Origin of the sequence: Streptomyces sp. ISL-1 (assembly GCF_018614585.1) — a bacterium.
In the GTDB taxonomy this organism is placed as follows: Bacteria; Actinomycetota; Actinomycetes; order Streptomycetales; family Streptomycetaceae; genus Streptomyces; species Streptomyces maoxianensis.
The window spans coordinates 60012-86443 of sequence record NZ_JAGGOI010000015.1; the positions used below are offsets into that span (position 1 = coordinate 60012).

The window sequence follows — 26432 nt, forward strand, 5'->3', positions numbered from 1 at the left end:
CGTTCGTTCTTGCGATGATCGGTCGGTGACCTACTCGCCGACGCCCTCGCCGCAGACGCCCGAACCCCACGGCCACTCGCACAGCCATGGGCCCGCCGCGCCTGTCTCGCAGCATCTCCGCAAGATCATCGCCGCGGTGCTGATTCCTTTCGCCACCGCGGTCGTCGTGGGCCTTGTCGTGCTCTGGCCCGGCGGCGCGCCGGGCCATGAGCGCACCGGTGTCGGTTTCGACCGGCAGACCGAGCAGGGCAAGGTGGTGCAGGTCGAGAAGGTCAACTGCAAGGACGTGAACGCCGCGCAGGTCCCGCCGACCGGCGACACCTCCACGCCCGAGGGGCGCAAGGCGGTCAATTCCCAGCGGGGCAGCTGCGAGAAGGTGACGATCAGGGTCACCAGCGGTAAGGACAAGGGCCGTACGTTCACCGAGATCGTCCAGCCGGACGCACCGCGGCAGTTGGACGAGGGCCAGGGCGTGGTGGTGGCGTACGCCCCCGACGCGCCCCGTGACCTGCAGTACTCCGTGACCGATGTGGACCGTGAGTTCCCGATGGCGCTGCTGGCCGGGCTCTTCGCGCTCGCGGTGGTGCTGGTGGGACGAATGCGCGGCGTGATGGCGCTGATCGCACTGGCCGTCTCGTTCGCCGTGCTGACGCTCTTCATCCTGCCCGCGATCCTGCAGGGCTCGAATCCGCTGATCGTCGCGGTGATCGGGGCGAGCGCCATCATGCTGGCCTCGCTCTATCTGTGCCACGGCCTCACCGCCCGCACCTCGGTCGCGGTCCTCGGCACGCTGATCTCGCTGCTGCTGACCGGGCTTCTCGGTTCGCTCTTCATCGGCTGGGCGAGCCTGACCGGCAACACCGACGACAACACCGGTCTGATTCACGGTCTGTATCCGAACATCGATATGAGCGGTCTGCTGCTGGCCGGCGTCATCATCGGCTCGCTCGGCGTGCTCGACGATGTGACGGTGACCCAGACCTCAGCGGTCTGGGAACTGCGCCAGGCGGACCCGACCATGGGCCCGCGGGCGCTCTACCGGGCCGGGATCAGGATCGGCCGGGACCACATCGCTTCCGTCGTCAACACACTCGTACTGGCTTACGCGGGAGCCGCGTTGCCGCTGCTGCTGCTCTTCTCGATCGCGCAGAGCAGTGTGGGGACGGTGGCCAACAGCGAGCTGGTGGCGGAGGAGATCGTGCGGACCCTGGTGGGGTCGATCGGACTTGTCGCCTCGGTGCCTGTGACCACTGCACTCGCGGCTCTGGTGGTCTCCGCCGACCGGCCGGGATCCGCAGCCGCGAACGAATCACCGGCAAGGAGTGCACCGTCGGTGCGGAGCGGCAGGGGCCGCCGCCGCAAGAAGTAGAGGGCAGCGGCTCAGCCGGCGTTCTCCTCGGCGAGGATGCGCCCCAGCGCCGCGTCCAGACTCTCCTCGAAGTCGGCGAGCGTACGCTCCTGCCCCAGCGGCACCAGCTTGTCGGTGCGGTCGAGGAAGGCCACGAGCGGCGCCGCGCTCACCCGGAACACCGCCCGGTCGGGGCCGACCTGGAGCCGGATGGCGACGTCGGACAGCCCCTGGGGGCCGGTCGGCGAGATGCGCACATCGCCGTCCCCAATCGGCACATTGATGCCGTCCAGCAGCAGTTCACGCCCGAACGCCCAGGTAACAGGTGCATCGCCGGGAAGATGGAAGGTCATCCGCACCGCGTACGGGTCCTCCGTCTCGTACCGGAGCTCGACCGGGATCCGGAAAGCGAGCTCCTCGGAGACAAGGAAACTCATCAGGACCTCGGCCTGGACCGACTCGCGCATCATGTACCCCGCAGTGGATGAAGCAGTGAAAGAACTCAGCTGAAATTCGGCCAGGAATGATCCTCATGGCCTCTTGACGTAATCCTGCTGCAAGGGCTAGCGGATCACAAGGAGTGATTTTTCAGATACTGATAGAGAACACTATGGAGCCAAGGAGGCACTCGATCGCGTTCCGTAGTTGTTCGACCGCACGAAGCAACCGGTCTTCCTGGTCGATCGGTAGAGAAATAGCGATCGCGGCTGCACCGAATCCGGCCGTGATCGGAATGGCGGCACAGACCGTCCCGAGTGCGTACTCCCCTCGCTCCACGACCGGTTGCATCCGCTCTCTCGAGGCGAGCCGCTCAAGCAGCGTGCGCCGGTCGCACACGGAACGGGGGGTGACCGGCTGTACGGGGTGGCGGTCCAGATGGTCACGGCGGCCCTGCTCGTCGAGCTGGCTCAGCAGACAGTGTCCGAGCGCATGGGCATGTCCGGTCTCACGGAAGTCGGCCCACTCGGCGGCGGCGGGCGCACAAGGGGAGTCGGCAACGGCGACGAGCTCGATCTCACCCTCGCGGTAGACCGCGAAGTAGACGGGGGCTCCGATGGCGTCCCGCCAGTGCTCGAGCGAGTCCACCAGCGTGGTGCGACGATTCTGCAGAACGCCGCCGGCAGCGAGCCGCTCGACCGCCTCCCCGATGGTGAACACACCCTTCTCGCGGCGCAGATAGTCCTCGTGCGTCAGGGTGCGCAGCAGGTGGTAGGCGGTGGGAAGGGGAATCCCCGCCTCGCGCGCGAGCTGCTTCGCCGGGGCACCGTCCGGGTGGGAGCTCACGGTCTCCAGCAGCCTCAGCGCCCGTTGCACCGAAACGATCAAGGTAGGGGCAGGAGCGTTCGTAGCCGTGGCCATAGGTCACCCCCAGGCATGGTGACGAGCAGCACGCCCGCCCGCAGGGGCCGCCCCCGCCGCCCGCCGCGCGAACTTCCCGAGGGCGGATTTCCCAGGGGCGGCAGCGGAGTTGCCACTGTAATGGCCGCCCCGTGCGGCAGCGGGGGTTTGTCGGTGCGTTCCCCCACCCGGGCTAATGCCCCGGACGGGCACGGGCTACCAGTCGCTCCGTGAGCTCGACGACGACATGAACTTCCGTACGACGAAGACGAGTCCGCCGACCAGGGCGACAAAGACAAGGATCTTGAAAAGCAGTCCGATCACAAAGCCGACGACGCTCGTGATCAGTCCTCCGAACATGACAAGGGCGATGACGGGCACCGCGACCCACTTGATCCACCACGGCATCCCCGCGAATATCTCCCGCACAGCCATCGTCCTTACCTCGTTTCCTTGGGTTCCTGCCTCGATGCTAGGCGGGAGGAGTGATGGGCGGGGGCCCGCGAGCCCTTGATCTCCCCTGACCGAACCCCTAGGGATCGGCGGTGCTTCCGGTCAGCTCTCCGGGGGAGAGAAGACCACCATCACCCGCAGATCCTCGGTGATGTGATGGAACTTGTGGGCCACTCCGGCCGGGACGTAGACCACGCTGCCGCGTCCGACCTGCGTCGTCTCCATCCCCACCGTGATGGCGGCGCGGCCGCTGACGACGAAGTAGACCTCGTCCTGGCGGTGGGGCAGCTGCGGGTCCAGCTCGCCGGCATCCAGCGCGTAGAGCCCGACCGACATGTTCCGTTCGCGAAGGAACTGTAGATACGCGCCGTCATTGGCGGCGCGTTCCGCCTCCAGCTCGTCCAATCGGAATGCCTTCATCGTCCGCCGCCCCTGCACTTGGTCCGATCACGTCTGCCACGATCAGACACATGAAGAATTTCGTAGTCAAGACGATCGCCAACGCGGCAGCTCTGGCCGTGGCCATCTGGGTGCTGCAGGACATAACCCTGACCGGAGACAGCACCGGCAAGAAGACGCTGACCCTGATCCTGGTGGCGCTGCTCTTCGGGCTGGTCAACTTCCTTGTCAAGCCCGTCGTGAAGTTGCTGACACTGCCGCTGTTCATCCTCACCCTGGGGCTGATCACGCTGGTCATCAACGCCCTCATGCTGCTGCTGACCTCCTGGCTGGCCGACGCGGTCGATCTGAACTTCCATGTCGAGGGCTTCTGGACCGCCGTGCTCGGCGGCCTGATCATCTCGGTCGTTTCGTGGGCGATGAATGTCGCCCTGCCCGACAAGGACTGAACTCCGCGTGAGATCTGCGTATCGCGTCTGCGGCTCCGGGAGTGCATGAAGATGGTGGAGGCGGCGAGCGAGGGTCTGCCCGGCACGGTAGGGACGGCAGTCGAGGAGCGTGTGGCATGACCGAAGGAAACGGTGGCCCGGCACAGGTAGGGGAAGGAACCAGGGCGGTACGCGCAGGGCTTCCCGTGCCGGTGAAGTACGAACCGACCCTGCCGGGGCCGGTCTTCGCGGCCCACTTCCATCTGCCGGGTGAGCCCACCGGGCCGTACACCTACGGGCGTGACGAGAATCCGACCTGGTCCCATCTGGAGCGGGCGATCGGCGAACTGGAGGCACCGGGAGAACCCGTGGAGACCGTGACCTTCGCCTCGGGGATGGCTGCGATCTCGGCCGTGCTCTTCTCCCAGCTGAAGGCCGGGGACTCGGTGGTGCTGCCGAGTGACGGCTATCAGGCGCTGCCGCTCGTACGCGAACGGCTCGAGGCGTACGGCATCGAGGTCAGGACCGCCCCGACCGGCGGCGACGCACAGCTGTCCGTCCTGGACGGGGCGCAGCTGCTGTGGATCGAGACTCCGTCCAATCCCGGGCTCGATGTGTGCGACGTGCGGCGGCTGACCAGGGCGGCGCATGCGGCGGGCGCGCTGGTCGCGGTCGACAACACCCTCGCGACGCCGCTCGGACAGCGCCCCCTGGACCTGGGCGCGGACTTCTCGGTGGCCAGCGACACCAAGGGCATGACGGGCCACGGCGACATCCTGCTCGGCCATGTGACCTGCCGTGATCCTCAGCTGGCGGCGGGAGTACGGCGCTGGCGCAAGGTCGTCGGGGCGATTCCGGGGCCGATGGAGGCATGGCTCGCGCATCGTTCGCTGGCCACGCTGCAGCTGCGGATCGAGCGGCAGTGCGCCAACGCGCTTGCGCTCGCAGAGGTTCTCGGCGGGCGCGACGAAGTGACCGGGCTGCGCTATCCCGGGCTGCCGAGCGACCCGTCGTACAAGATCGCCTCGCGGCAGATGCGGCGCTTCGGCTGCGTGGTCTCGTTCGTGCTGCCCGACCGCGGGCACGCGGAGCGCTTCCTGGAGGGCCTGCGGCTGGTGGACGAGGCGACGAGCTTCGGCGGGGTGCGCTCCACGGCGGAACGTCGCGGGCGCTGGGGCGGCGACGCGGTGCCGGAGGGTTTCATCCGCTTCTCGGCGGGCGCGGAGGACGCGGAGGACCTGGTGGGGGACCTACTGCGGGCGTTGGACGAGGCGGCGGGGTAGCGCGGCCACAGGGCGTCCGGGGGTGCTGGGGGGCACTTTCCGGCCGTCGGGAGATGCGAGCCGGGGCGCGGAGCGCAGCTGCGCGGTGGACGGGGGCGTACGCCGGAGTACGCCGGATGCCGAGCCGGATTACGTACAACGGGCGGTCCGAGCCTCCCCCCTCATGGCTCGGACCGCCCTCGGTTCCCCATGCGAAGAACCATGTGACCAAGGCTAGTTGACTCTGCGTCAGTGTCCAATCACAGTAGCGACAGCGACCTATCGACATATTTATAGTTGTACAGGTCCGCGGACATCGTCGGCCGGGAGGGACATGGCATGGATCTGGCCCTGCTGCGCACATTCGTCACGGTGCACCGGGCCGGCTCCTTCACACGCGCCGCCGCGCTCCTCGGTCTCTCCCAGCCCGCGGTGACCGGTCAGATCCGAACGCTGGAACGGCAGTTGGGGCGCCCGCTGTTCCTGCGCCAGGCCCGCGGCGTGACCCCCACGACCATCGGCGACGAACTCGCGCACCGGGCAGCGCCGCATCTGGACGCCCTGGTGGAGATCACCGAGAGCGGCCTCGACGAGGAGTCGGGCGTACGGACCCTGCATCTCGCCGGTCCCCCGGAGTTCACATCGCTGCGCGCCCTGCCCGCCCTCACCCCGCTGATCTCGCAGGGGCTCGCGCTGCGGGCGACGTTCGGGACCGCCGAGGAGACGCTGGAAGGGCTGGCCGCTGGGCATCACGATCTGGCCATCACGACGGCCCGGCCGCGCGGCTCACTGCTCACCTCGACCCCGCTCTGCGACGAGGAGCATGTACTGGTGGCCTCGCCGCGCTGGGCAGCCCGGCTGGGGCCCGGAGTGCTGCGCGGTGGCCATGTGGTGCTCGATCAGCTTCCTGTGGTGGAGGTCCACGAGTCCCTGCCGCTGGTCTCGCGCTACTGGTCCGCCGTCTTCGACTCCCGGCCGCCGGCCACGGGCGCCGTCGTAGTCCCTGATCTGCGGGCCGTCCTGGAGACGGCGGCCTCGGGCGCGGGGCTCGCCGTACTGCCGCGCTATCTGTGCGAGGACGCCCTTCAGCACGGGCGGGTGGTGGCGCTCCTGGAACCTCCGGTGCCCCCGCTGCGTACCTACTTTCTCGCCGTACGCACCGGCACACTCGCCCTGCCGCACATCGCGCGGGCGCACGAGTGGCTGCTGCGCGCTGCCGTCGAGTGGTGACCGCCGGGCGGACAGGAGTTTCAGAACCTCCCTCGCGGGCCATTTTCTAGCCATGACCGAACGGCCAGTGGTCAAGCGCACCGCACGCGCCATCCTGCTCGACGGCGACGACCTCGTCCTCATCAAGCGCACCAAACCAGGCGTGGATCCCTACTGGCTCACGCCCGGCGGCGGGGTCGAGCCCGAGGACGCCACCGTCGTCGACGCGCTTCACCGGGAGGTGGACGAGGAGCTCGGCGCCAAGATCACTGATGTGGTGCCCTGCTTCGTCGACACCGTCGAGCACATCGCGGACGGCGGCGTGACGGGAGTGAAGGTGCAGCACTTCTTCGTCTGCCGGCTGGAGTCCATGGACCCCGCGCGACGGCACGGCCCGGAGATCGACGACCCCTGCGGCGAGTACGAGATCGTACGGGTGCCGTTCAGCCGGGTGGGGATCGCCGCCGTCCATCTCGTACCGCTGTCACTGCGGCACTATCTGGACGGCAATATCGAGGGGGTACGGGCGATGCACGCCCCCGACCTGGGCTGACTGCCCGATCCGGGCTGCCCAGTGACAGTTGGGCGAACCTCCGGCGAACTGGGCCGGACCCGGACGGGGGCCGGCTCGCCTTTGGCTCGTCGCGGTCTAGTCGCCCGCCGCGACGAGCTCCTCGAGCGAGTCGTGGCGGATCCGGTCGAATGGAATACCGATGCCCCGCAGCGCGTGGACGCCGCTGCGGATCATGCCGGGCGGGCCTGAGAGATAGGCGTCGTACTCGTACCACGGGCCGAACTCGCGCACGGCGTCCGGGAACTGCGCCCGGTCGTCGACCACTGCGCGGACCGACAGCCAGGGGTGGGTCTGCTGGAGCCGCAGCATGGTGTCGATGTCGTACAGGTCGTAATCGGTGCGCGCCCCGTAGAAGACCTCCACCGTGCGACGGTGACCGTGCTCGGCGACATCCTCGACCAGCGCCTTGATGGGGGCGATGCCAGTGCCGCCGCCCAGACAGAGCAGGCCGTTGTCGGTGGTGTGGTCGACGGTCATCGAGCCGGTGGGCGGTCCGAGGCGCAGCACGTCGCCGGGGCGGGCGTGGTGGACCAGGGCGTTGGAGACCCAGCCGGCCGGGACGGCCTTGACGTGGAAGGAGAGCAGGCCGTCGGTGCGGGGCGCCCCGGCGAAGGAGTAGTGCCGCCAGATCCGCGGCCACCAGGGCGTCTCCAGGCTCGTGTACTGCCCGGCCAGGAAGGCGTACGGCTGGTTCGGGCGGACGGTGATGATCGCTATGTCCGGGGTTCGGAGGTCGTGCGAAACCACCTCGGCATGCCACCAGGCGGGCGCCTGACGCTCGTTCTCGGCTGCCGCGTCGATCATGATCTGGGAGATCTTGGTGTACGTCCGCACCCAGGCGGCCTCGGTCTCCTCGTCCCAGGTCGCCGTGGCGTACCGGGTCAGCGAGCCGATCAGGGCCTCACCGACGGCGGGGTAGTGCGCCGGCTGAGTGCCGTACTTGCGGTGGCCGCGACCCAGATTCTGCAGGTAGTCGGTCAGCACGGCCGCGTTGTCCATGTGGTCGGCGGCGGTGAGCAGCGCCTTGAGGAGCCGGTCGCGCTGAGAGTCCATGGCGGCGGGGAAGAGGTCCCGCAGTTCGGGGTGGCGGACGAAGAGCAGGGCGTAGAAGTACGAGGTGACCTTGTCCGCGACCGGCTCGATCTCCGCCATGGTGCGGCGGATGAGTATGGCGTCGGGGGACGCGTTGGTCGCAGGGGCGGCGGGCTGCGGGTGGCGGGGCCGGTCTGCGGGAGTGCCGTGGGAGGCCGGAGCTTCGCGCGACCAGGGGGCTTCTCGGGGGCCGGTTGCGGTACCTGCACCGGTTCCGTGCGGATTCACGGTTTCGGGCGGCTGACCCGCCAGGTGGAGTCGTCCTGCGGACTCCCGCTGCCGGGCCGCCTCACCGGGGCGCGGCGCTTCGCGTGGGCGGGTACCTTCGCCAGGGTGCTGGGCCACGGGCGGATGAAGGGCTTCGCCGGGGTGCGCGGTTTCGCGAGTGTTCGCTCTCCGAGGAGCGGCCTCACTGTTCTCGCGGGCGCCGCGCTCCTCACGCCGAACGGAGCTCTCGTAGGCAGTGTGCCCTTCGTAGGCTCTCTGCGGCTGGCTGCGCTGATCCTGGGCCCGCTCGCCCGGGTGGTGGCCGGCGGGCGCGTGCTCGGCCGACAGGCCGTCGACAGGGGCCGCGCTCGGAGGGGTCTCATGGGTTGGAGCCGCGGACTCCCTCGCATCCCCGACCGGGGGCGGCGGGGCGGGCCGGGACGTACCGGAGCCCACCGGGCGTACGGAGGCGACAGACCGCCTCGGGGCAGCTATTCGTTCCTGATCGGCGTCATCTGCGGAAGCCCCCTCACTGGGGGCAGACCGGCCCTGGCTCGCCGGCTTTCGGGGGGTGAACCATCCGCCCCCGTTGTCATCGCCGGAAGTGCCGTTGTCGGCCGACGTGGTGGTCGGAGCGTCCATTGTGTGCCTCGCCTCGAACATCTTTCGGTCGGTCCACGCACTTCCGCTGGCTCGGAACGTGCCTCAATTCCCCGCTCTGCCTCAGGACTACTGCCAGCCCACACTAACCATGGCCGCAAGCTGAATCGGGACGAACAAGCTGGGAATGTGACATTGCCCGCAGCGCCCGTCATCGCAGCATGCCAGGCAGCGCCACCGTAGGTGACAAAGAGCAGAAAGTCCGGGCGTCCGAACCGGCATCCCCGTTAGGCTCCAGTGCCCCCATGCCATGTCCGGGGTTCCCACACCGCCTCGGGGCTCCTGAACTACCCGCGGAATCTGACCAGTTCATAGGCTTCGCGCAGATCTCCCCCCGTATACGCGTATGTCGCCAGACCTGACAGATGGTGATCTGCATTCATCGCCACCGTTGTGGGCACTACCGTGAAGATCTCCGCGTCGGACATGGAATCACCGTATGCAACACATGCGTCCAGACCAAGCCCAAACTCTGCACAGAGCTCGTCCGCGATCTTCACTTTCGCGGCTGCGCTGAGAATGCCCGATGGGTCCACGGGCCGGCTGAAGGGCAACTCGGGAAAGCGTGAGCCGTGCGCGGAGTGAGCTCCCCAACCCAGCAGCCGCTCAACGAAGAAGGACGGCGAGAGGGAAATTACTGCGCAGTAGTCGCCGCCTTCGCGGATCTCCCGCCATACCTCTCGGATGCCTTCAAGCCAGGGCGCCGCCTCGAAGGCCGCCGCAACATGAGCATCAGTGAGATCGCTCCAGAGAGCGTGTACCCGCACCGCATACTCCGGCGGGCCTATTTTGCGGGCGATCATGTCCCGCTCCAGCTCCCCGATCTCTTCCAGCAGTCCCAGCTGCCGCGATATCTCCACCGGCGCCGCCGATCCACGGATCAGCGTGCCGTCGAGATCGAAGATATGCAGCCTGCGCGTTCTCGCCCTGTCCGCCATGTACGCCGAGGCTAGTACCCGCAGTTACTCCCGTCGTCAGACGCGGTACACCGTCCCAGCGCGGCACGGTGTTTCACGTGAAACCACTCAAGCGGCCCGCGCGCCGCGCCCTCCTCGTCGTCCATGTCGCCGCGTCCGCCGGCTGGCTGGGGCTCACGCTCGGACTGCTCGCGCTTGCCCTCACCGCAGCCGGCACGGAATCCGCGTCCATGGTCGAAGCTGCCTGCCGCTCGATGAAGGTCTTCACTGACTGGCTCGTGATTCCCCTCGGGTTGCTGACTGTGCTCAGCGGTCTCGTTCTGTCGCTCGGCACCAAGTGGGGCCTTGCCAGGCACCGCTGGGTCTACACGAAGTTCTGGCTGAGCCTCATCACCCTCACCGCATCGATCTTCGCGCTCCGTCCGAGTGTCAATGACGCGGTCGAGACCGTCACCGCGAGCGCCCCGCTGGCGGACCCCCTGGACCTGGTGATGGGACCGGTCGTCTCCTTCACCGCGTACGGCTTCATGACGGTTATCTCTGTCCTCAAGCCATGGGGTCTCACACGGCGCGGCCGGCGCTTGCGCGTCTTGGCCGCTTCACGGAAAGCACTGGACGAGCGATCACTGCGTCCGACAGCCTGACCCGTATGTCGACACCGCTTTCCGAGCTGCCCATCCGCCGTCTGACCACGGACGACCGCACGTCCTGCGCCGATCTCTCCGAGGACCGCGGGTGGCCTCGGGAGGAGCACAAATGGGGCCTGCTTCTCGCGGCAGGGACGGGCTACGGCATCGATGACCCTGAGGGCAAGGGGCTGGTGACCGCCTGCATAGTGACGTCGTACGGACGCGGGCTCGCCGCGATCGGGATGATGCTCGTCGCCGAGCGGTACGCGCGCCAGGGTGTCGGGCGCCGGCTGATGAAGCACGCGCTGGCGGAGGCCGGGGACACACCGGTCACCCTGCATGCCACCCCCCACGGGCAGCCGCTGTACGAGGAGCTGGGCTTCGTGAACGTCGGCCGGGCCGAGATGGTCCGCGGCCATCTCCAGGCCCCGGCCGCTGAGGCAGAGGTGACCACCCGCCCGGCTACCGCCGATGATCTGCCCGCCCTCCTGCGCCTGGACACCGAGGTTTTCGGCCTGGACCGCCTCCACATGATCACGCGGCTGCCGGCCTTCGCCGACCAGCTCCGGGTGGCGGAGGAGGACGGCGTCCTGACGGGCTACGCGGCGGCCTGGCCGAACATGGAGACCCATGTGGTCGGCCCCCTGATCGCCAGGGACACTCGGACGGCGAAGGCTCTGATCAGCTCCCTGGCGGCCGCTACCGACAGGCCGCTCCGCACGGACATCGACGTACGTCACGAGGAGCTGCTCGCCTGGGTGAAGGAACACGGCCTGGAGACGATCGCCTTCAATGCGGTTATGACCTATGGCATCCCGGACCTCCCGGGCGACTGGACCCGCCGCTTCGCCCCGCTGTCGGTCGCGGCGGGCTAGTCCCCTTTGAAATAGGAGCGGGATCGAATAGATGCGGAGATAATTGCAAGCGCGGGCTATTGCAGTAGTCTTCTATCCTGGAGAGAAGCCGCTCCGGCCGGAGGAGGAAGACACATGACCGCGACCGACCCCGCACTCACCGCGCTCTCTCAGAGCTGGTGCGCCCTCTCCCTGCTCCACGGGAAGATCGAGGCGCACATCGAGCGCGCACTCGAGACCAAGCACGGCCTGAGCATGCGCGAGTACTCACTGCTCGACGTCCTCAGCCGCCAGCACAGCGGCCAGGGCGGCCATCTGCAGATGAAGCAGGTGGCCGATGCCGTCATGCTGAGCCAGAGCGCCACCACCCGCCTTGTCACTCGCCTCGAGGACCGCGGCCTGCTGACCCGGTATCTCTGCGACACCGACCGCCGCGGCATCTACACCGACGTGACCGAGTCCGGCCTTGCCCTGCTCGGTGAGGCCCGGCCGACCAATGACAAGGCGCTGCGCGAAGCCCTCGACGAAGCCGCCAAGAACCCTGAGCTGGCTCCTCTGGTCAGGACAGTCGAGGAACTGCGGGTCCCCGCGTAATCTGCGGATCATGAGCGATCTGGAAATACGGCCCGCGGTAATCGACGACGTTCCGGCGATTGTGGCGATGCTCGCCGACGACCCGTTGGGCGCCAGGCGTGAATCGCCCGACGACCTCACCCCGTACACCGCCGCCTTCGAGCGGCTGTCCCGGGACCCGAACCAGATCCAGGCCGTCGCCGTACGCGAGGACCGTGTCGTAGGGACTCTCCAGCTCACAATCATTCCGGGGCTGTCTCGGCGCGGCTCGACCCGCTCGATCATTGAAGGGGTACGGATCCACGCCGAGGAGCGCGGCAGCGGTCTGGGCACCCAGCTCATCGAATGGGCCATCGACGAATCCCGCCGCCAGGACTGCCAGTTGGTGCAGTTGACCTCGGACGCCTCCCGCACCGACGCCCGCCGCTTCTACGAGCGGCTCGGCTTCGAGGCATCCCATGTGGGATTCAAACTCCAGCTCTGACCAAGGGAGTTCACCGTGCACCGGATCAGTGACGAGCAGCGCCGCATCCGGCTCGGTCGCCGCCACCTGCTGGCGCCGTCCGTACGGGCGGACTCGCCGGTGGCGGCAGCCGACGCGGTGGTCGCCGTGCACGCCACCGGCGCCGCGATTCGTTTTCCTCGCCGCCTGCGCACGCCTCATCACCCGGTACCGGCGCTCGCTCCCCTCGCGGAGTTGAGACCCTACAGATGTGTAGGATTTCACGGCCCGTGGCCTAGGGCGTCGTGCTGACCAGCAGCTTCTCGGGCATTCTCACGCCGTGGCCAGACGCTGTTGTCTCAGGAGAGGTGGCATTTCCTCACGCCCGCTTCGGGAATCATGACGGCCGGGCTGCGATCTGCCGGCGGGCGGTGCCCCCAAACTGCTTCGAACTCCTCGAAGGTCACTTGCTTCGGGGCGTAGCCTTCCCACTCGGATACGGGCAGTTCTGCTGTGATCCCGAACCTGTTGTCGTACTCGTCGAGGCAGCCTGCGTCGTGGGCCTGCTGCCACTCGTCGAGGGAGGCCGCTGCGATCGGGGTCAGCTCAGGTCCTTCGAGCTCGATCTGCCGTGTCACCCAACCTTCAGCGTCGACCTCGAAGTAGAACCAGACGGCTGCCGCCCTGGTCCAGTTTGTGCCACCCCGTCCGCTTGTGCGGGACTGCGGAGGGCCAGGCTCAACGGTCGGTGAGCAGCCCGGCGTCTTGTGCGAGGACGGCGGCCTGTACTCGGTTGGCGCAGCCGGTGCGGGTGAGGATCCGGCTGATGTGCGCCTTGACCGTGCCGGCGCTCAGATACAGCTGATCGGCGATCTCCGCGTTGGACAGGCCCGTGCCGAGCAGCCGCAGGACATCCCGTTCGGCCGGGGTCAGCTCTTCGGTCCTGCGCAGAGCGGCCTCGGTGTCCCGGCCGGACCGTACATGCCGTTCCAGCAACTGCCGGGTGATCCTGGGTGCCAGGACCGGTTCACCCCTCGCGGCGAGTTGCACGGCGCGGATCAGCTCGGCGGGACCGGTGTCCTTGAGGAGGAAACCGCTCGCCCCGGCCCGCAGGGCCCGCGTCACGCTGGCTCCCTCGCCGAATGCCGTCAGCATCACGACACAGGTGCGGGGCGAGAGACGGGCGATGTCCTCGGCGGCCGCGATTCCGTCCCGGGTCGGCATCTGGATGTCGAGCAGGGCAACGTCGACGTCCTGGGCGCGGCATGCCGCGGCGGCTTCCCGACCGTCGCCCGCCTCGGCGACCACCTCGATGTCCTCGGCGTTCTCCAGGATCAGCCGGATTCCCGCACGCATCAGTGCCTCGTCGTCGGCGATCAGGACTCGGATCATCAGCTCATCTTAGGACTGCCGTCGTCAGCAGTACGACGAGGAAGCCCACCGTCGGCAGGACCACGAGCAGCGCCACGCAGCCCGATCCCAGGACTCGCGGCCAGGTCAGGATCTCGTCCGACAGCGGCGCACGGGCCCCTTCCTGCCCGATGCCGCCGGAGGGAAGGCGGGCCGTGTCCGGAGGGGTTGCCGTGTCCGGAGGGGTTTCAGTAAAGGCCCCCTCAAGCGCGGCGAATTCAAGGGGCTTGCCGTGGGTGGGCAGCCAAGCCGCCATGCGGAAACCGCCGTTCGTCAAGGCGCCCGCTTCGAACGTGCCGCCGAGCAACGAGATCCGTTCCTGGCAGCCGGCCAGCCCGCTGCGGCTTCCCCCCTGGGAGCGGTCCGCCGCGCGCGGTGGCTCGTTGGTGACGGACACCACGATCCCCTTGTCCTTGCCTTTGACCTCCACCTTGGTGGGAGCGCCGGATGCGTGTTTCAGCACGTTCGTCAGCCCTTCGCGGACCATCCGGTGGATCGCCTGACGCGTACGGAGGCCCACCTTGGCCGTGTCGGGAACGGACCAGTCCAGCTCGACGGTGCTGCCTGTCTGCCGGGATTCCGTCACCAGAGCGGTGATGTCCTCACGCGTTCCCCTCTCGTCCCCGGTCCTGTCCGTCAGGTCCGTGATGTCCACGTGCCGCAGGACACCGAGGATTTCGCGCAGTTCCCCCATGGCCGTACCGGCGGTCGTGCGCAGCAGCTCGGCCTGACCGACGAGGGCGGGCGCCTGTCGCGCGGCGGCGAGTTCAAGCGCCCCGGCGTGCACCGAGATCAGGCTCAGCCGGTGGCCCAGGAGATCGTGCATCTCTCCCGCGATCCGGGTCCGTTCCTCCGTTCGGGCCGCCGCGGCGGTCAGCGTGCGGGTCTGTTCCAGATAGACGTTGCGTTCCCGCAGCAGGCTGACCAGGGGCCGCCGCCGCCCCAGCAGGGTCCCGGCCAGGGTGGGGAGCAGCAGAAGCAGCACCGCGGAGACCGCGTTGCCGGCCAGTTCCAACGGCAAGGCGTCGGACCGGACCAGGGCACGGGCGACGGTCAGGGCACCGACGGCGGCGCAGGCCGCCCCGACGGCCTGCCACGCACGGCGCTGCGGTGCGATACGACGGGTGGCGGACAGCACGACCAGCGGCACCACCGCCAGCGTCCACACGTTGTGACCCACGAGCAGCAAAGAGGCGCAGAGGACCGCGGCGACCGGCCGGACGCGCCGAGCGGGGACGATCAGCGCCGCCCACACCCCCTCCAGCACCGCCGACGCCGGCCGTTCCGGGGGCGCCAGCAGCAGCGGTAGCAGGCAGAAGGCTGTCGCCAGGGCAAAGACCAGCGCCTCGACGACGACCGTACGGCGCTCAGCGGCACGCATCGCGGCCCAGCTCTCGACCGCCTCGCGGCGCACCCACCGAGGCACACCGGTCAGCGTGCGTCCCAGCCGCACGGACGGGCGCGGCGGCTGTGTGTCTTTGAGCACCTGACTCATGATCACCCCTGGCGCGCCACCGTGGATCTCCGGGAGGAACGGTAGCTGCTGCGGCGGCGGTCTCCGCACGGCGGGCCCCGGGTGTCATGCGCCCAGCCGGAGGCTCAGCTCTGCCCGCAACGCGGGCACGTCCACCTGGCCGGCAGCCAGCAGCCGTACGACCACGCCACCAGCCCCGGCGTCCGCATCCGTCGCCGACTCGTCGAGCAGCGCGGACAGCAGGTGGACCGTACCGACCGTGGGCGAACCGTGCTCGGCGGCGGACAGCCGCGCGACCGCCACGGTCCGGTCGGCGGCAGCGGACAGCCGCACACCGTCGCCGTCGGGAACAGCGGCAGACGGGATCGCCGAAGCCGAAGAGACCAGGGAAACCTGCCGTACGCCGTGCCGGCACATCAGAGCCGGAGCAGCGTTGGCGTCCGACAGACTCCCGGGAAGCGAGTGCCCGGCAACGGACAGTGCCCGGTCCAGGGCCAGTATCGCCAGCAGGAGATCCACCCGCTCCGCCGCCGCGCGCCCGCACCGTACTGCTTGCCGCACGGCCTCGACGGACACCGCGGACAGAACCGGTGAGCCGTTCACGGCGGCCCCGGAGGTCCACGAAGTCAGCGCGCGTGTCAGGCGGTTACCGCTCTTGCCCAGCATTCCCGCCCGGCGAAGAAGGGTGACGCCGCGGGATTCCGGTCCCTCGGTCTCCGCCGGGGCGCTCGCGTCCAGTCCGTCGAGCGCGGTTGCCGCGGCGGCCGGATCCAGCCTCTGCAGCAGCAGGGCTTCCCGTGCCCTGCTGTCCGGCAGGTCCAGCAGGGCACGGGCCGCATGCCGGCAGCGCACCGCTGTCGTCCCCTCGGCGCGGGCCGACCTGAGCGCGAGCAGCAGGCACGCGCGCATCGCCCCGGTCATCCCGGGCAGCACCGGGCCGCGCTTCGAAGCCGATCCGCGCAAACCGAGGCCGAAGCGCCACCGCGCTTCACGCCAGGCCGCATCGACCTCCACCCCATCGGCTTCCGCGCCGGGCGCGACCGGCGCACTGTGCACCTCGTCGTCGCTCACCCATCCGCGGCCCGCGCGGCCAGAGATCATGCCGCTGAGCGCACCGGCCTTCCGCATCCCCGGGGCGATCGCCGCACCGGCGTCCGTGTCCCCCATCACGAGCGCGCCCAGCAGGGTGTCCGTCCCCACGGCCGGCAACTCGCGCCTGACCGCACGGCGCAGTGTCTCCACGAGCAGGTCCATGACGTCCGGCTCGAACTCTGTGGTCGCTCCGATCACGGCCGTGGCCTCGGCGTGTGCTGCGGTCGTCCCTCGCTGATCCATCGAACATTCCCCTCGAAGCGCGGTGGCTTGGTCAGAACGACGCTAGACGCGCCCCCCGCGACACCGCGTCGGCCGACCGGCCACACTCCCGGTCCGATCGGCAAGCCGGCTACGGAACATCAGCGACCCGGCGCACCCCGTCGTACGACGACCGGACAGCGGATGTCACGCGGACCGCGGCCAGTTGGAATCGCGGTCGGCCAGGTCAGGGTTGCCCTGCCGGGGACGGACAAGGACCGACGGCCGTCCATTTCGTGCATCACCGACTCCACGCCGCAGTCGGCTCGTTGACCGAGGCCGACGCACCCCGCTCCTCTGCGTTCCGTCACCACAAGGGCAGGCCCAGCGATTCATGGCGACCAGCACCACGTTCGAACTCAACGCCGAGTCCCTGCTGCACATGGAGACAGCCACACCCGGCCCCTGCCGACGCATACCAAGCCCATCGGTCGGCCACGGACCGCGGAGACCGTCGGGATGCCCTCGACAACCTGAACGACGCGGTGGACCGGTGCGCGAGCGCGGCCGGATCGCGGTGTGGGACGTGCGTGCGCCGTGCGGTCGATGCGCTTTCCCGGCCGGTCGGACGGGCGGATCAGCGCAGTCCGGCGAAGAGATCGTTCTCGGGTATGGCCGCGCCGGTGGCGTCCTGGACACGTACGAAGGTCTCCATGCCCATCAACTCGCCGAACCTCTCCTTGCCCATCCTGAGGAAGAAGATGTTCTCGCCCTGACTGGCGTGCGCGGCCAACGCGTCGAACTTCTGACCGCTGAACGCGGTGGTGTCCACCCACGTGGTGATCTCATCGTCGGGGAGGCCGATCTCGGCCATCGCGGCGGCCTCGGCAGGATCCGGCTCCGGCATGTCCTCATGAAACTCGCGCATGATCTCGCCGAACCGCTGCATCATCGAGCGGGGCATCGTGGTCCAGTACACCTTCGGTGCCAGCGCGGTCATCTCCAGCGCCGCCATCGTGATGCGGTGGGCCTGGATGTGATCGGGGTGGCCGTAGAAGCCGTTCTCGTCGTAGGTGACGACCACATCAGGTCGGTAGTGCCGCATGAGTTCCGCGAGCCGGGCCGCGCCTTCCTGCACGGGGGTTTGCCAGAAGGATCCGGGGGCGTCGTTGCTCGGCCAGCCCGTCATCCCCGAGTCGGCATAGTCCAGCATCTCCAGATCGCTGACCTTCAGGACGTCACAGCTCGCCTCAAGTTCTTGACGGCGCATCAAGGCGACCGCCGCCGGATCGTGCCCGGGATCGCCCGGCTTGACACCCCCCGGTCCGTCACCGCAACCGCCGTCGGTACACGTCACGAGAACCGTGCGGATGCCTTCCGCCGCGTACCGCGCGAGGACCCCTCCGGTTCCGGTGGCCTCGTCGTCGGGGTGGGCGTGTACTGCCATGAGCGTCAAGGGCCGGTCAGTCATGAAACAGTCCTCCTGCAGAAATACGTCTTGGTCCGAGTGCGCGGCGGGCGTACCGCGATCTTGGGGCCCGGATCCTGGTGGGGCGCACGACCTTGTGGTCTCCGTGTTCCCCGCCCGTGCGGCGCCGGTCCCTCGGTCGGTGCAACCGTGCCGGCCGGACCGGCTGTTCCCGGCGCGGCCGCTTGGACTTCCAGACGTCGGCGTTCAACGCGAACGAGGTACAGGCGCGACCTGCATGTCTCAGCGCCACGTCGGATCCGACTTCCATCCGGCACCAGCCATGAGATTCCGACACGAAATTTGAGACCACAAAAATGCGCGATCAGGTCTGCGCCATGTCCACAAAACGGGAGTAGTGCCCCTGGAAGGCGACTGTGATCGTCGCCGTCGGGCCGTTTCGGTGCTTGGCCACGATCAGGTCCGCCTCGCCCGCGCGCGGCGACTCCTTCTCGTACGCATCCTCGCGGTGCAGCAGGATGACCATGTCCGCATCCTGCTCGATGGAGCCGGATTCACGCAGATCGGAGACCATCGGCTTCTTGTCCGTACGCTGCTCCGGACCACGGTTCAGCTGAGAGAGCGCGATGACCGGCAGCTCCAGCTCCTTGGCCAGCAGCTTCAGGTTTCGGGACATGTCCGATACCTCCTGCTGACGGCTCTCCGCGCGCTTCGAACCGCCGGACTGCATCAGTTGCAGATAGTCGATGACGACCAGCTTCAGGCCGTTGCGCTGCTTCAGCCGCCGGCACTTCGCCCGGATCTCCATCATCGACAGGTTCGGGGAGTCGTCGATATAGAGCGGGGCCTGCGACACATCCGGCATCCGCCGTGCCAGCCGGGTCCAGTCCTCGTCCGTCATCGTTCCCGAGCGCATGTGGTGCAGCGCCACCCGCGCCTCGGCGGACAGCAGGCGCATCGCGATCTCGTTACGCCCCATTTCGAGGGAGAAGATCACGCTCGGCAGGTTGTTCTTGATCGAGCAGGCCCGGGCGAAGTCCAGCGCCAGTGTGGACTTACCCATCGCCGGGCGGGCCGCGATGACGATCATCTGGCCCGGATGCAGGCCGTTGGTGAGCGAGTCGAAGTCCGTGAAACCGGTCGGCACACCGGTCATCTCGCCACTGCGCGACCCGATCGCCTCGATCTCGTCGAGCGCGCCCTCCATGATGTCGCCCAGCGGCAGATAGTCCTCGCTGGTGCGCTGCTCAGTGACGGCATAGATCTCGGCCTGGGCCGAGTTGACGATCTCGTCGACGTCGCCGTCGGCCGCGTATCCCATCTGCGTGATCTTGGTACCGGCCTCCACGAGGCGGCGCAACACCGCGCGCTCATGGACGATTTCCGCGTAGTACGAGGCGTTGGCCGCGGTGGGGACCGACTGGACCAGGGTGTGCAGGTACGGCGCCCCGCCGACCCGGGTGATCTCGCCCCGCTTGACCAGCTCGGCGGCGACGGTGATGGGGTCGGCCGGCTCGCCCTTGGCGTAGAGATCGAGGATCGCCGTATAGACGGTCTCGTGGGCGGGCCGGTAGAAGTCCTGGCCCTTGATGATCTCCACGACGTCGGCGATGGCGTCTTTGGAGAGGAGCATGCCGCCGAGGACGGACTGCTCGGCGTCCAGGTCCTGCGGAGGTACGCGCTCGAAACCCGGGGAGCCGCCGTCCCAGCCGCCGTTGTCCCTGCCGCGCTCGTGCTGGTCCTCGCGGCTCCCACGGCCGTCGCTGCGGCGCTGGCGGGAGACGGGCAGACGGTCACTGGGGCCGCCCTCGGCTGCCCACGGGTCGTCCAAGGGCTCGGAAATGCTCACCCCGGCCACCTCCTACCGTCCGCTCCGCGGACCTAACCGTGCCAATCTTTCTACGGCACGGCACTGACAAAACGAACGGCCAGACTCCGCTTCCTGCGAGTTGGGCGACGGTCCACGGTAGGCCCGGCGGCACCTTCAGCCAATCTGGTTATCCACAGGCCATGTGGACGACCGACCAGATGCTGTGGAGAACCCCGCAGAACCTGTGCACGGACCGGGGGACAGTACTGTGGACAAATTCATAGCCACTCCATCGCATGGCATCTGAGCTGCACTTTTTCCGTCCACCGGCTGTGGGGGAGAAAAACTTTCCCAACTGGACCAAGATCAGAACAAACGACGCACAGCGCGACGTGCACCATGAGGTTCAGTAAGGAGTGCAAGGCAATTGCATCTCTTACCTGTGGAAGATTAGATTGCTGCCATGACACAGGCACCAGCGGCGCCGAAGACCGTCCGACGGCGCCATGATCGAGAGATCATCGCGCTCGCCGTCCCCGCCTTCGGCGCCCTCGTCGCCGAGCCGCTCTTTGTGATGGTCGACAGCGCCATCGTCGGCCATCTCGGCACCCCGCAACTCGCCGGACTGGCCGTCGCGGCGGCCCTGCTGACGACCGCCGTGAGCATCTTCGTCTTCCTCGCCTACGCCACCACTGCCGCCGTCGCCCGACGCGTCGGCGCGGGCGATCTCGCGGCCGCCATCCGCCAGGGGATGGACGGCATATGGCTGGCGCTGCTCCTCGGCGTCGCCGTCATCGCCGTCACGCTGCCCACGGCACCCTGGCTCGTCCAGGCATTCGGGGCATCCGACACCGCCGCTCCGTACGCCACCACCTATCTACGGATATCCAGCCTCGGCATACCGGCGATGCTCATCGTGCTCGCCGCGACCGGCGTACTCCGCGGCCTCCAGGACACCCGGACTCCTCTGTACGTCGCCATCGGCGGCTTCGCCGCCAACGCCGGGCTCAACGCGGGGCTCGTCTACGGCGCTGGCCTTGGCATCGCCGGCTCCGCGTGGGGCACCGTCATCGCCCAGGTCGCCATGGCCGCCGCCTATCTGGTCGTTGTCGTACGGGGAGCACGGCGGCACGGCGCTTCTCTGCGCCCCGACGCGGCGGGCATACGAGCCAGCGCCCAGGCCGGCGCGCCCCTCCTGATCCGTACGATCTCGTTGCGCGCCGTTCTGTTGATCGCCACCGCCGTCGCGGCCCGCCTCGGCGACACCGAAGTCGCCGCCCACCAGATCGTCCTCTCGCTGTGGAGCCTGATGGCCTTCGCACTCGACGCGATCGCCATCGCCGGGCAGGCGATCATCGGTCGCTACCTCGGTGCCGATGATGCCGAGGGAGCCCGCCAAGCCTGCCGCCGCATGGTGCAGTGGGGCATCGCCTCCGGCGTGGTGTTCGGCATCCTGATCGTGGCCTTGCGACCGCTCTTCGTCCCACTGTTCACCAGCGACTCGGCGGTGCACGACACGCTGCTCCCGGCTCTGCTGGTGGTCGCCGTCTCCCAGCCGATCGCGGGCGTCGTCTTCGTACTCGACGGCGTGTTGATGGGAGCGGGCGACGGCACCTACCTCGCTGGAGCGATGCTCGTGACGCTGGCGGTCTTCGCACCCGTCGCCCTGCTCGTCCCCACCTTCGGCGGCGGGCTGACGGCTCTGTGGTGGGCCATGACGCTGATGATGACCATCCGAATGCTGACGCTCTGGCTGCGTATGCGCTCCGGCCGCTGGCTCGTCACCGGCGCCACGCGCTGACTCCACGCTCGACTATTCACCGTCTATGTTTCACGTGAAACTGGACGGCTCGCGGCACAGCGGAAGGGCCGCACCCGATGGGTGCGGCCCTTCGTGCTGCTCAGAACTGCTCAGTCGAACGCCACGCTCAGGCGGCGACGACCTCGACGTCCAGCTTCGCGGCAACCTCGGGGTGCAGACGCACAGACACCTGGTGCGAGCCCAGGGTCTTGATCGGCGAACCGAGCTCAACACGACGCTTGTCGACCTCCGGACCACCGGCAGCCTTGATCGCCGAGGCGATGTCGGCCAGGGTGACGGAGCCGAAGAGGCGGCCGGCGTCGCCGGAGCGAACAGCCAGACGCACCTTTACGGCCTCGAGCTTGGCCTTGACCTCGTTGGCCTGCTCGATGGTCGCGATCTCGTGAATCTTGCGGGCGCGGCGGATCTGCGCCACGTCCTTCTCGCCACCCTTGGTCCAGCGGATCGCGAAACCACGCGGGACCAGGTAGTTGCGAGCGTAACCGTCCTTGACGTCAACGACGTCGCCGGCGGCACCGAGGCCAGAGACCTCGTGGGTGAGGATGATCTTCATGATTCGGTCACCCTCCCTTATCGCGCGGTGGACGTGTAGGGCAGCAGCGCCATCTCACGGCTGTTCTTCACGGCCGTGGCGACGTCACGCTGGTGCTGCGTGCAGTTGCCGGTAACGCGGCGGGCACGGATCTTGCCGCGGTCGGAAATGAACTTCCGCAGCATGTTCGTGTCCTTGTAGTCCACGTATACGGTCTTGTCCTTGCAGAATGCGCAGACCTTCTTCTTCGGCTTGCGCACAGGCGGCTTCGCCATGTGTATCTCCTGTGTGATCAAGAAGTGGGGTACGGGCTGCCCTTAGAAGGGCGGCTCGTCCGAGTAGCCGCCACCGGAACCGCCGGAGCTTCCGCCTGAGCTTCCGCCCCAGCTGCCCCCACCGCCCTGCTGCTGGCCGCCGCCGGCCGGCGCGCTGGTGGCCCAGGGATCGTCGGCGGGTGCACCGCCGCCGCCCTGCTGCTGGCCACCGCCACTGGGGCCGCCGCCCCAGTTGCCGCCGCCCTGCTGCTGACCGCCGCCGTAACCACCCTGGCCACCGCGACCGGTGGTCTTGGTGACCTTGGCCGTGGCGTTCTTGAGGCTGGGGCCGACTTCCTCGACGTCCAGCTCGTAGACCGTGCGCTTGACACCCTCGCGGTCTTCGTAGGACCGCTGCTTCAGCCGGCCCTGCACGACGACGCGCATGCCTCGCGTAAGCGACTCCGCGACGTTCTCCGCCGCCTGACGCCAGACCGAGCAGGTGAGGAACAGGCCTTCGCCGTCCTTCCACTCATTGGTCTGCTTGTCGAAGATGCGGGGAGTGGACGCGACACGGAACTTCGCGACCGCCGCACCGGAGGGGGTGAAGCGCAGCTCGGGGTCGTCGACGAGATTGCCGACGACCGTGATGACGGTCTCGCCTGCCATGGGTGAACCTCTCGGCGGGGATTGCTGCTGGCTGCTTGCTGCTACTCGAACCCGATGACCTCTGAGCTAGATGCTCAGTGGGTCTCGGGACGGAGGACCTTGGTCCGGAGGACCGACTCGTTCAGGTTCATCTGGCGGTCGAGCTCCTTGACGACCGCAGGCTCGGCCTGCAGGTCGATGACCGAGTAGATGCCCTCGGGCTTCTTCTTGATCTCGTAAGCGAGACGACGACGGCCCCAGGTGTCGACCTTCTCAACCTTTCCGTTGCCCTCACGGACGACGGAGAGGAAGTTCTCGATCAGCGGGGAGACAGCGCGCTCCTCGAGTTCGGGGTCGAGGATGACCATCACCTCGTAGTGACGCATGTGGAACCCACCTCCTTTGGACTCAGCGGCCACGGTCGTTCCGTGGCAGGAGGGTCGTGATGCGTACGCAACGGTATCGGCCGCCACTGACAATCCAGGAGGATTGCTTCTGGCCAGGGCAGACACCGGTGCAGACCGTACAGACTACCCGCAGACAGGCTTCCGGTTGAAATCCGGTGAGCGGGGGACGCAATCTGTACACATCGGGTGTGCGCGGCGCTACCATGCGCCGCCTTCCGGCAACGCCAGGAGGTGCCCCATGGCACAGGCAGTGCGACGACAATCCCCCGTGTCCCTCTTCTCCACAGACGGCAAGCCTCATCCCGTCCAGGACACTCTGCTCGCGGTGACTCTGGTGCTCGGCGCCGTCGCCTTCGTCTCGGCCATGTTCTACAACCTCCATCTGCTCAGCTCCTGGGCCGGGCTGGTGGGGATCCTCACAGGCGCCTACGGGCAGTTCATCTCGGTGACGACACGCGAACGCTTCGCACTGATCATCGGTCTTGGCGCCTCCGGGTTCGGCTTCTTCCTCGGCATGGCCCACGGCGGACTGTTCGGAGGGGTCCTGGGCTAGGCGCGGTCCCTGCCCAGGTTCCCAGCAGCCATTCGGGGCGCTCCCCCAGCGCAGTAGGCTTCGGCGCGAGAGCCGGAGCCCCTGTACCCATGGGGACACACCTGCCGAGGAGCGCCACGCATGAGCTTGACCCTGAGGACCATCAGCCGAGAGCAGCATCTGGCGTATGTCCAGTCCCTGCCCGCGGCAAGTCACTGCCAGGTCCCGGCGTGGGCTGATGTGAAGACGGAATGGCGCTCGGAGAACCTGGGCTGGTTCGACAAGAGCGGTGAGTTGGTCGGCGCGGGCCTGGTGCTGTACCGCCAGCTGCCCAAGATCAAGCGCTATCTCGCGTACATGCCCGAGGGCCCGGTGATCAATTGGTATGCGCCGAACCTGGGCGACTGGCTGCAGCCGATGCTCGCCCACCTCAAGCAGCAGGGCGCCTTCTCCGTGAAGATGGGCCCGCCGGTCGTCATCCGCCGCTGGGACGCGCCCGCGATCAAGGCCGGCATCCAGGACCCGGATGTGAAGCGGCTGCGCGACGTCGAGGCGACGCATATCGAGCCTCGTGCGTTCGAAGTGGCGGACCGGCTGCGGAAGATGGGCTGGCAGCAGGGTGAGGACGGCGGCGCCGGCTTCGGCGATGTACAGCCGCGGTACGTCTACCAGGTGCCGCTGGCCAACCGTTCGCTCGACGATGTCCTCAAGGGCTTCAACCAACTGTGGCGGCGCAACATCAAGAAGGCCGAGAAGGCCGGTGTCGAGGTCGTCCAGGGCGGCTACGAGGATCTGGCCGAGTGGCAGCGGCTGTACGAGATCACCGCTGTGCGCGATCACTTCCGGCCGCGCCCGCTCTCGTACTTCCAGCGCATGTGGACGGTGCTCAACACCGAGGATCCGAACCGGATGCGACTGTACTTCGCGCGGCACAACGGGGTGAACCTGTCCGCGGCGACGATGCTGGTCGTCGGGGGGCATGTCTGGTACTCCTACGGCGCTTCCGACAACATCGGCCGAGAGGTCCGGCCCTCGAACGCGATGCAGTGGCGCATGCTCCGAGACGCCTACGCGATGGGCGCGACCGTCTATGACCTGCGCGGCATCAGCGACTCCCTGGACGAGACCGACCACCTCTTCGGCCTGATTCAGTTCAAGGTGGGCACCGGCGGCGAGGCCGTCGAGTACGTCGGCGAGTGGGACTTCCCGCTCAACAAGCTGCTGCACAAGGCGCTCGACATGTATATGTCCCGCCGCTGACGCCGCCGCGGCCAACGCCGTAACCTCGTAAATCTCGTACATACCTCAGATACACCGCAGCCACCAGAAAGGTTCCGGGCCGGCCATGGCGCTCTCCCTCTACGTAGACACCGCGCGCTGGCGGGCGCACCAGAAGTCCGTGATCGACCAGTTCCCCGGTCTCGTCCCGGTCTGCAAGGGCAACGGCTACGGCTTCGGTCATGAGCGCCTCGCCGACGAGGCCTCCCGCTTCGGCTCGGACATGCTGGCCGTCGGCACGACGTACGAAGCGGCCCGGATCAAGGACTGGTTCAGCGGTGATCTCCTGGTCCTGACCCCCTTCCGGCGGGGTGAGGAGCCGGTTCCGCTGCCGGACCGGGTCATCCGCTCGGTCTCGTCGGTCGACGGTGTGCACGCGCTGGTCGGGGCGCGCGTGGTCATCGAGTGCATGAGCTCGATGAAGCGCCACGGCGTCGCCGAGCAGGACCTGGGCAAGCTGCACGCGGCCATCGAGGACGTACGCCTGGAGGGCTTCGCCCTGCATCTGCCCCTCGACCGTACGGACGGATCCGACGCGGTGGAGGAGGTCATCGGGTGGATGGACCGGCTGCGTTCGGCCCGGCTGCCGCTGCACTCCATGTTTGTCAGCCATCTGCGCGCCGAGGAGCTGGCCCGCCTCCAGCGGCAGTTCCCGCAGACCCGCTTCCGCGCCCGTGTCGGTACGCGGCTGTGGCTCGGCGATCACGATGCGACCGAGTACCGCGGTGCCGTCCTGGATGTCACCCGTGTCACCAAGGGCGACCGTTTCGGCTACCGCCAGCAGAAGGCCGCCTCCGACGGCTGGCTGGTCGTCGTCGCCGGCGGCACGTCCCACGGCGTCGGCCTTGAGGCCCCGAAGGCCCTGCACGGCGTGATGCCGCGCGCCAAGGGGGTCGCCCGCGCGGGTCTGGCGACCGTCAACCGCAACCTGTCGCCGTTCGTCTGGGCGGGCAAGCAGCGCTGGTTCGCCGAGCCGCCGCACATGCAGGTGTCGATCCTGTTCGTGCCGGCGGAATCGCAGGAGCCGAAGGTCGGCGACGAGCTGGTGGCCCATCTGCGCCACACCACGACGCAGTACGACCGCCTCGTCGACCACTGAGGCGGCCCCGGAGAGGAGCAGGCCCCGAAGGGGAGCCTGCTCAGCCGCCCGGAGCGGCC

28 protein-coding genes and 1 pseudogene are annotated in these 26432 nt (G+C 68.2%); 13 read left to right on the forward strand and 16 right to left on the reverse strand.

All coding sequences use genetic code 11. The features are described 5' to 3' along the window. Nucleotides 1-25: 25 nt before the first annotated feature. Nucleotides 26-1369 carry a YibE/F family protein gene (locus J7E87_RS12330; protein ID WP_215093051.1) on the forward strand — a complete coding sequence of 448 codons (1344 nt, stop codon included), beginning with the start codon at nucleotides 26-28 and terminating at the stop codon, nucleotides 1367-1369. 11 nt (nucleotides 1370-1380) lie between these two features. Here J7E87_RS12330 and J7E87_RS12335 read toward each other — a convergent pair whose 3' ends face one another. From J7E87_RS12335 to J7E87_RS12350, 4 genes are all read right to left on the reverse strand, one after another. After that, complete coding sequence (locus J7E87_RS12335; protein ID WP_215093265.1) at nucleotides 1381-1815, reverse strand: SsgA family sporulation/cell division regulator; 435 nt, start codon at nucleotides 1813-1815, stop codon at nucleotides 1381-1383. Between the two features lie 121 nt (nucleotides 1816-1936). Continuing rightward, entirely contained in the window at nucleotides 1937-2707 is a 771-nt protein-coding gene (locus J7E87_RS12340; protein ID WP_215093053.1) for an IclR family transcriptional regulator, read from the reverse strand. A 195-nt stretch (nucleotides 2708-2902) separates the two neighbouring features. Beyond that, on the reverse strand, nucleotides 2903-3115 hold the full coding sequence (locus J7E87_RS12345; protein ID WP_215093267.1) for a DUF5326 family protein: 213 nt from the start codon (nucleotides 3113-3115) through the stop codon (nucleotides 2903-2905). Between the two features lie 126 nt (nucleotides 3116-3241). Continuing rightward, a complete protein-coding gene (locus J7E87_RS12350) occupies nucleotides 3242-3559 on the reverse strand; it encodes a cupin domain-containing protein (RefSeq protein WP_108150174.1) in 318 nt (105 codons plus the stop codon). A gap of 50 nt (nucleotides 3560-3609) precedes the next feature. On the opposite strand from J7E87_RS12350, the gene J7E87_RS12355 reads away from it, so the two are divergent. The 4 genes from J7E87_RS12355 (at nucleotide 3610) to J7E87_RS12370 (ending at nucleotide 6990) form a co-directional block, all read left to right on the forward strand. After that, complete coding sequence (locus J7E87_RS12355; protein ID WP_215093055.1) at nucleotides 3610-3987, forward strand: phage holin family protein; 378 nt, start codon at nucleotides 3610-3612, stop codon at nucleotides 3985-3987. A 116-nt stretch (nucleotides 3988-4103) separates the two neighbouring features. Next, entirely contained in the window at nucleotides 4104-5249 is a 1146-nt protein-coding gene (locus J7E87_RS12360) for a cystathionine gamma-lyase (protein WP_215093057.1), read from the forward strand. Between the two features lie 318 nt (nucleotides 5250-5567). Then, nucleotides 5568-6458 (forward strand): LysR family transcriptional regulator, encoded by an 891-nt coding sequence (locus J7E87_RS12365; RefSeq protein ID WP_215093059.1) that lies wholly within the window; start codon nucleotides 5568-5570, stop codon nucleotides 6456-6458. A gap of 52 nt (nucleotides 6459-6510) precedes the next feature. Further along, complete coding sequence (locus tag J7E87_RS12370; protein ID WP_215093061.1) at nucleotides 6511-6990, forward strand: NUDIX domain-containing protein; 480 nt, start codon at nucleotides 6511-6513, stop codon at nucleotides 6988-6990. A gap of 96 nt (nucleotides 6991-7086) precedes the next feature. Here the strand turns inward: J7E87_RS12370 and J7E87_RS12375 are convergent, their stop codons facing one another. Continuing rightward, on the reverse strand, nucleotides 7087-8973 hold the full coding sequence (locus J7E87_RS12375) for a globin domain-containing protein (protein WP_374195164.1): 1887 nt from the start codon (nucleotides 8971-8973) through the stop codon (nucleotides 7087-7089). 284 nt (nucleotides 8974-9257) lie between these two features. Then, on the reverse strand, nucleotides 9258-9908 hold the full coding sequence (locus tag J7E87_RS12380; RefSeq protein WP_215093065.1) for an HAD family phosphatase: 651 nt from the start codon (nucleotides 9906-9908) through the stop codon (nucleotides 9258-9260). Nucleotides 9909-9985: 77 nt separating this feature from the next. Between J7E87_RS12380 and J7E87_RS12385 the strand changes: the two genes are divergently transcribed. The 4 genes from J7E87_RS12385 (at nucleotide 9986) to J7E87_RS12400 (ending at nucleotide 12427) form a co-directional block, all read left to right on the forward strand. Then, nucleotides 9986-10531, forward strand: a complete 546-nt coding sequence (locus tag J7E87_RS12385; protein ID WP_215093067.1) for a DUF2269 domain-containing protein — start codon at nucleotides 9986-9988, stop codon at nucleotides 10529-10531. A 5-nt stretch (nucleotides 10532-10536) separates the two neighbouring features. Continuing rightward, complete coding sequence (locus J7E87_RS12390; protein WP_215093070.1) at nucleotides 10537-11391, forward strand: GNAT family N-acetyltransferase; 855 nt, start codon at nucleotides 10537-10539, stop codon at nucleotides 11389-11391. A gap of 114 nt (nucleotides 11392-11505) precedes the next feature. Then, complete coding sequence (locus J7E87_RS12395) at nucleotides 11506-11964, forward strand: MarR family winged helix-turn-helix transcriptional regulator (RefSeq protein WP_215093072.1); 459 nt, start codon at nucleotides 11506-11508, stop codon at nucleotides 11962-11964. A gap of 10 nt (nucleotides 11965-11974) precedes the next feature. Then, nucleotides 11975-12427 (forward strand): GNAT family N-acetyltransferase, encoded by a 453-nt coding sequence (locus J7E87_RS12400; RefSeq protein WP_215093074.1) that lies wholly within the window; start codon nucleotides 11975-11977, stop codon nucleotides 12425-12427. A 355-nt stretch (nucleotides 12428-12782) separates the two neighbouring features. Here the strand turns inward: J7E87_RS12400 and J7E87_RS12405 are convergent. From J7E87_RS12405 to dnaB, 6 genes and pseudogenes are all read right to left on the reverse strand, one after another. Then, nucleotides 12783-13059 (reverse strand): annotated as a pseudogene (locus J7E87_RS12405) (hypothetical protein); the annotation flags it as partial. A gap of 64 nt (nucleotides 13060-13123) precedes the next feature. After that, the gene (locus J7E87_RS12410) at nucleotides 13124-13777 is read right to left on the reverse strand and encodes a response regulator transcription factor (protein WP_215093076.1); all 654 of its coding nucleotides are present in this window, start codon (nucleotides 13775-13777) and stop codon (nucleotides 13124-13126) included. Between the two features lie 4 nt (nucleotides 13778-13781). Next, nucleotides 13782-15290, reverse strand: a complete 1509-nt coding sequence (locus tag J7E87_RS12415) for a histidine kinase (RefSeq protein WP_215093078.1) — start codon at nucleotides 15288-15290, stop codon at nucleotides 13782-13784. A gap of 84 nt (nucleotides 15291-15374) precedes the next feature. After that, nucleotides 15375-16604 (reverse strand): Clp protease N-terminal domain-containing protein, encoded by a 1230-nt coding sequence (locus tag J7E87_RS12420; protein WP_215093080.1) that lies wholly within the window; start codon nucleotides 16602-16604, stop codon nucleotides 15375-15377. 595 nt (nucleotides 16605-17199) lie between these two features. Further along, nucleotides 17200-18033 (reverse strand): PIG-L family deacetylase, encoded by an 834-nt coding sequence (locus tag J7E87_RS12425; RefSeq protein WP_215093083.1) that lies wholly within the window; start codon nucleotides 18031-18033, stop codon nucleotides 17200-17202. Nucleotides 18034-18355: 322 nt separating this feature from the next. Beyond that, complete coding sequence (dnaB, locus tag J7E87_RS12430) at nucleotides 18356-19822, reverse strand: replicative DNA helicase (protein WP_215093269.1); 1467 nt, start codon at nucleotides 19820-19822, stop codon at nucleotides 18356-18358. Nucleotides 19823-20264: 442 nt separating this feature from the next. Between dnaB and J7E87_RS12435 the strand changes: the two genes are divergently transcribed. Continuing rightward, on the forward strand, nucleotides 20265-21602 hold the full coding sequence (locus J7E87_RS12435) for an MATE family efflux transporter (RefSeq protein WP_215093085.1): 1338 nt from the start codon (nucleotides 20265-20267) through the stop codon (nucleotides 21600-21602). Nucleotides 21603-21729: 127 nt separating this feature from the next. Here the strand turns inward: J7E87_RS12435 and rplI are convergent, their stop codons facing one another. The 4 genes from rplI to rpsF all read right to left on the reverse strand — a co-directional run bounded on the left by rplI (nucleotide 21730) and on the right by rpsF (nucleotide 23443). Then, a complete protein-coding gene (gene rplI / locus J7E87_RS12440) occupies nucleotides 21730-22176 on the reverse strand; it encodes a 50S ribosomal protein L9 (protein WP_215093087.1) in 447 nt (148 codons plus the stop codon). Nucleotides 22177-22193: 17 nt separating this feature from the next. Next, nucleotides 22194-22430, reverse strand: a complete 237-nt coding sequence (gene rpsR / locus J7E87_RS12445) for a 30S ribosomal protein S18 (protein WP_003956534.1) — start codon at nucleotides 22428-22430, stop codon at nucleotides 22194-22196. Nucleotides 22431-22472: 42 nt separating this feature from the next. After that, on the reverse strand, nucleotides 22473-23078 hold the full coding sequence (locus J7E87_RS12450) for a single-stranded DNA-binding protein (protein WP_215093088.1): 606 nt from the start codon (nucleotides 23076-23078) through the stop codon (nucleotides 22473-22475). A 74-nt stretch (nucleotides 23079-23152) separates the two neighbouring features. Next, entirely contained in the window at nucleotides 23153-23443 is a 291-nt protein-coding gene (rpsF, locus tag J7E87_RS12455) for a 30S ribosomal protein S6 (RefSeq protein WP_215093090.1), read from the reverse strand. Nucleotides 23444-23702: 259 nt separating this feature from the next. Here rpsF and J7E87_RS12460 point away from each other — a divergent pair, with 259 nt between their 5' ends. The 3 genes from J7E87_RS12460 to J7E87_RS12470 all read left to right on the forward strand — a co-directional run bounded on the left by J7E87_RS12460 (nucleotide 23703) and on the right by J7E87_RS12470 (nucleotide 26373). Further along, entirely contained in the window at nucleotides 23703-24017 is a 315-nt protein-coding gene (locus J7E87_RS12460; RefSeq protein WP_215093092.1) for a hypothetical protein, read from the forward strand. Between the two features lie 120 nt (nucleotides 24018-24137). Then, nucleotides 24138-25256, forward strand: a complete 1119-nt coding sequence (locus J7E87_RS12465; protein ID WP_215093094.1) for a peptidoglycan bridge formation glycyltransferase FemA/FemB family protein — start codon at nucleotides 24138-24140, stop codon at nucleotides 25254-25256. Between the two features lie 85 nt (nucleotides 25257-25341). After that, nucleotides 25342-26373 (forward strand): alanine racemase, encoded by a 1032-nt coding sequence (locus J7E87_RS12470; protein WP_215093096.1) that lies wholly within the window; start codon nucleotides 25342-25344, stop codon nucleotides 26371-26373. Nucleotides 26374-26432: the final 59 nt, after the last annotated feature.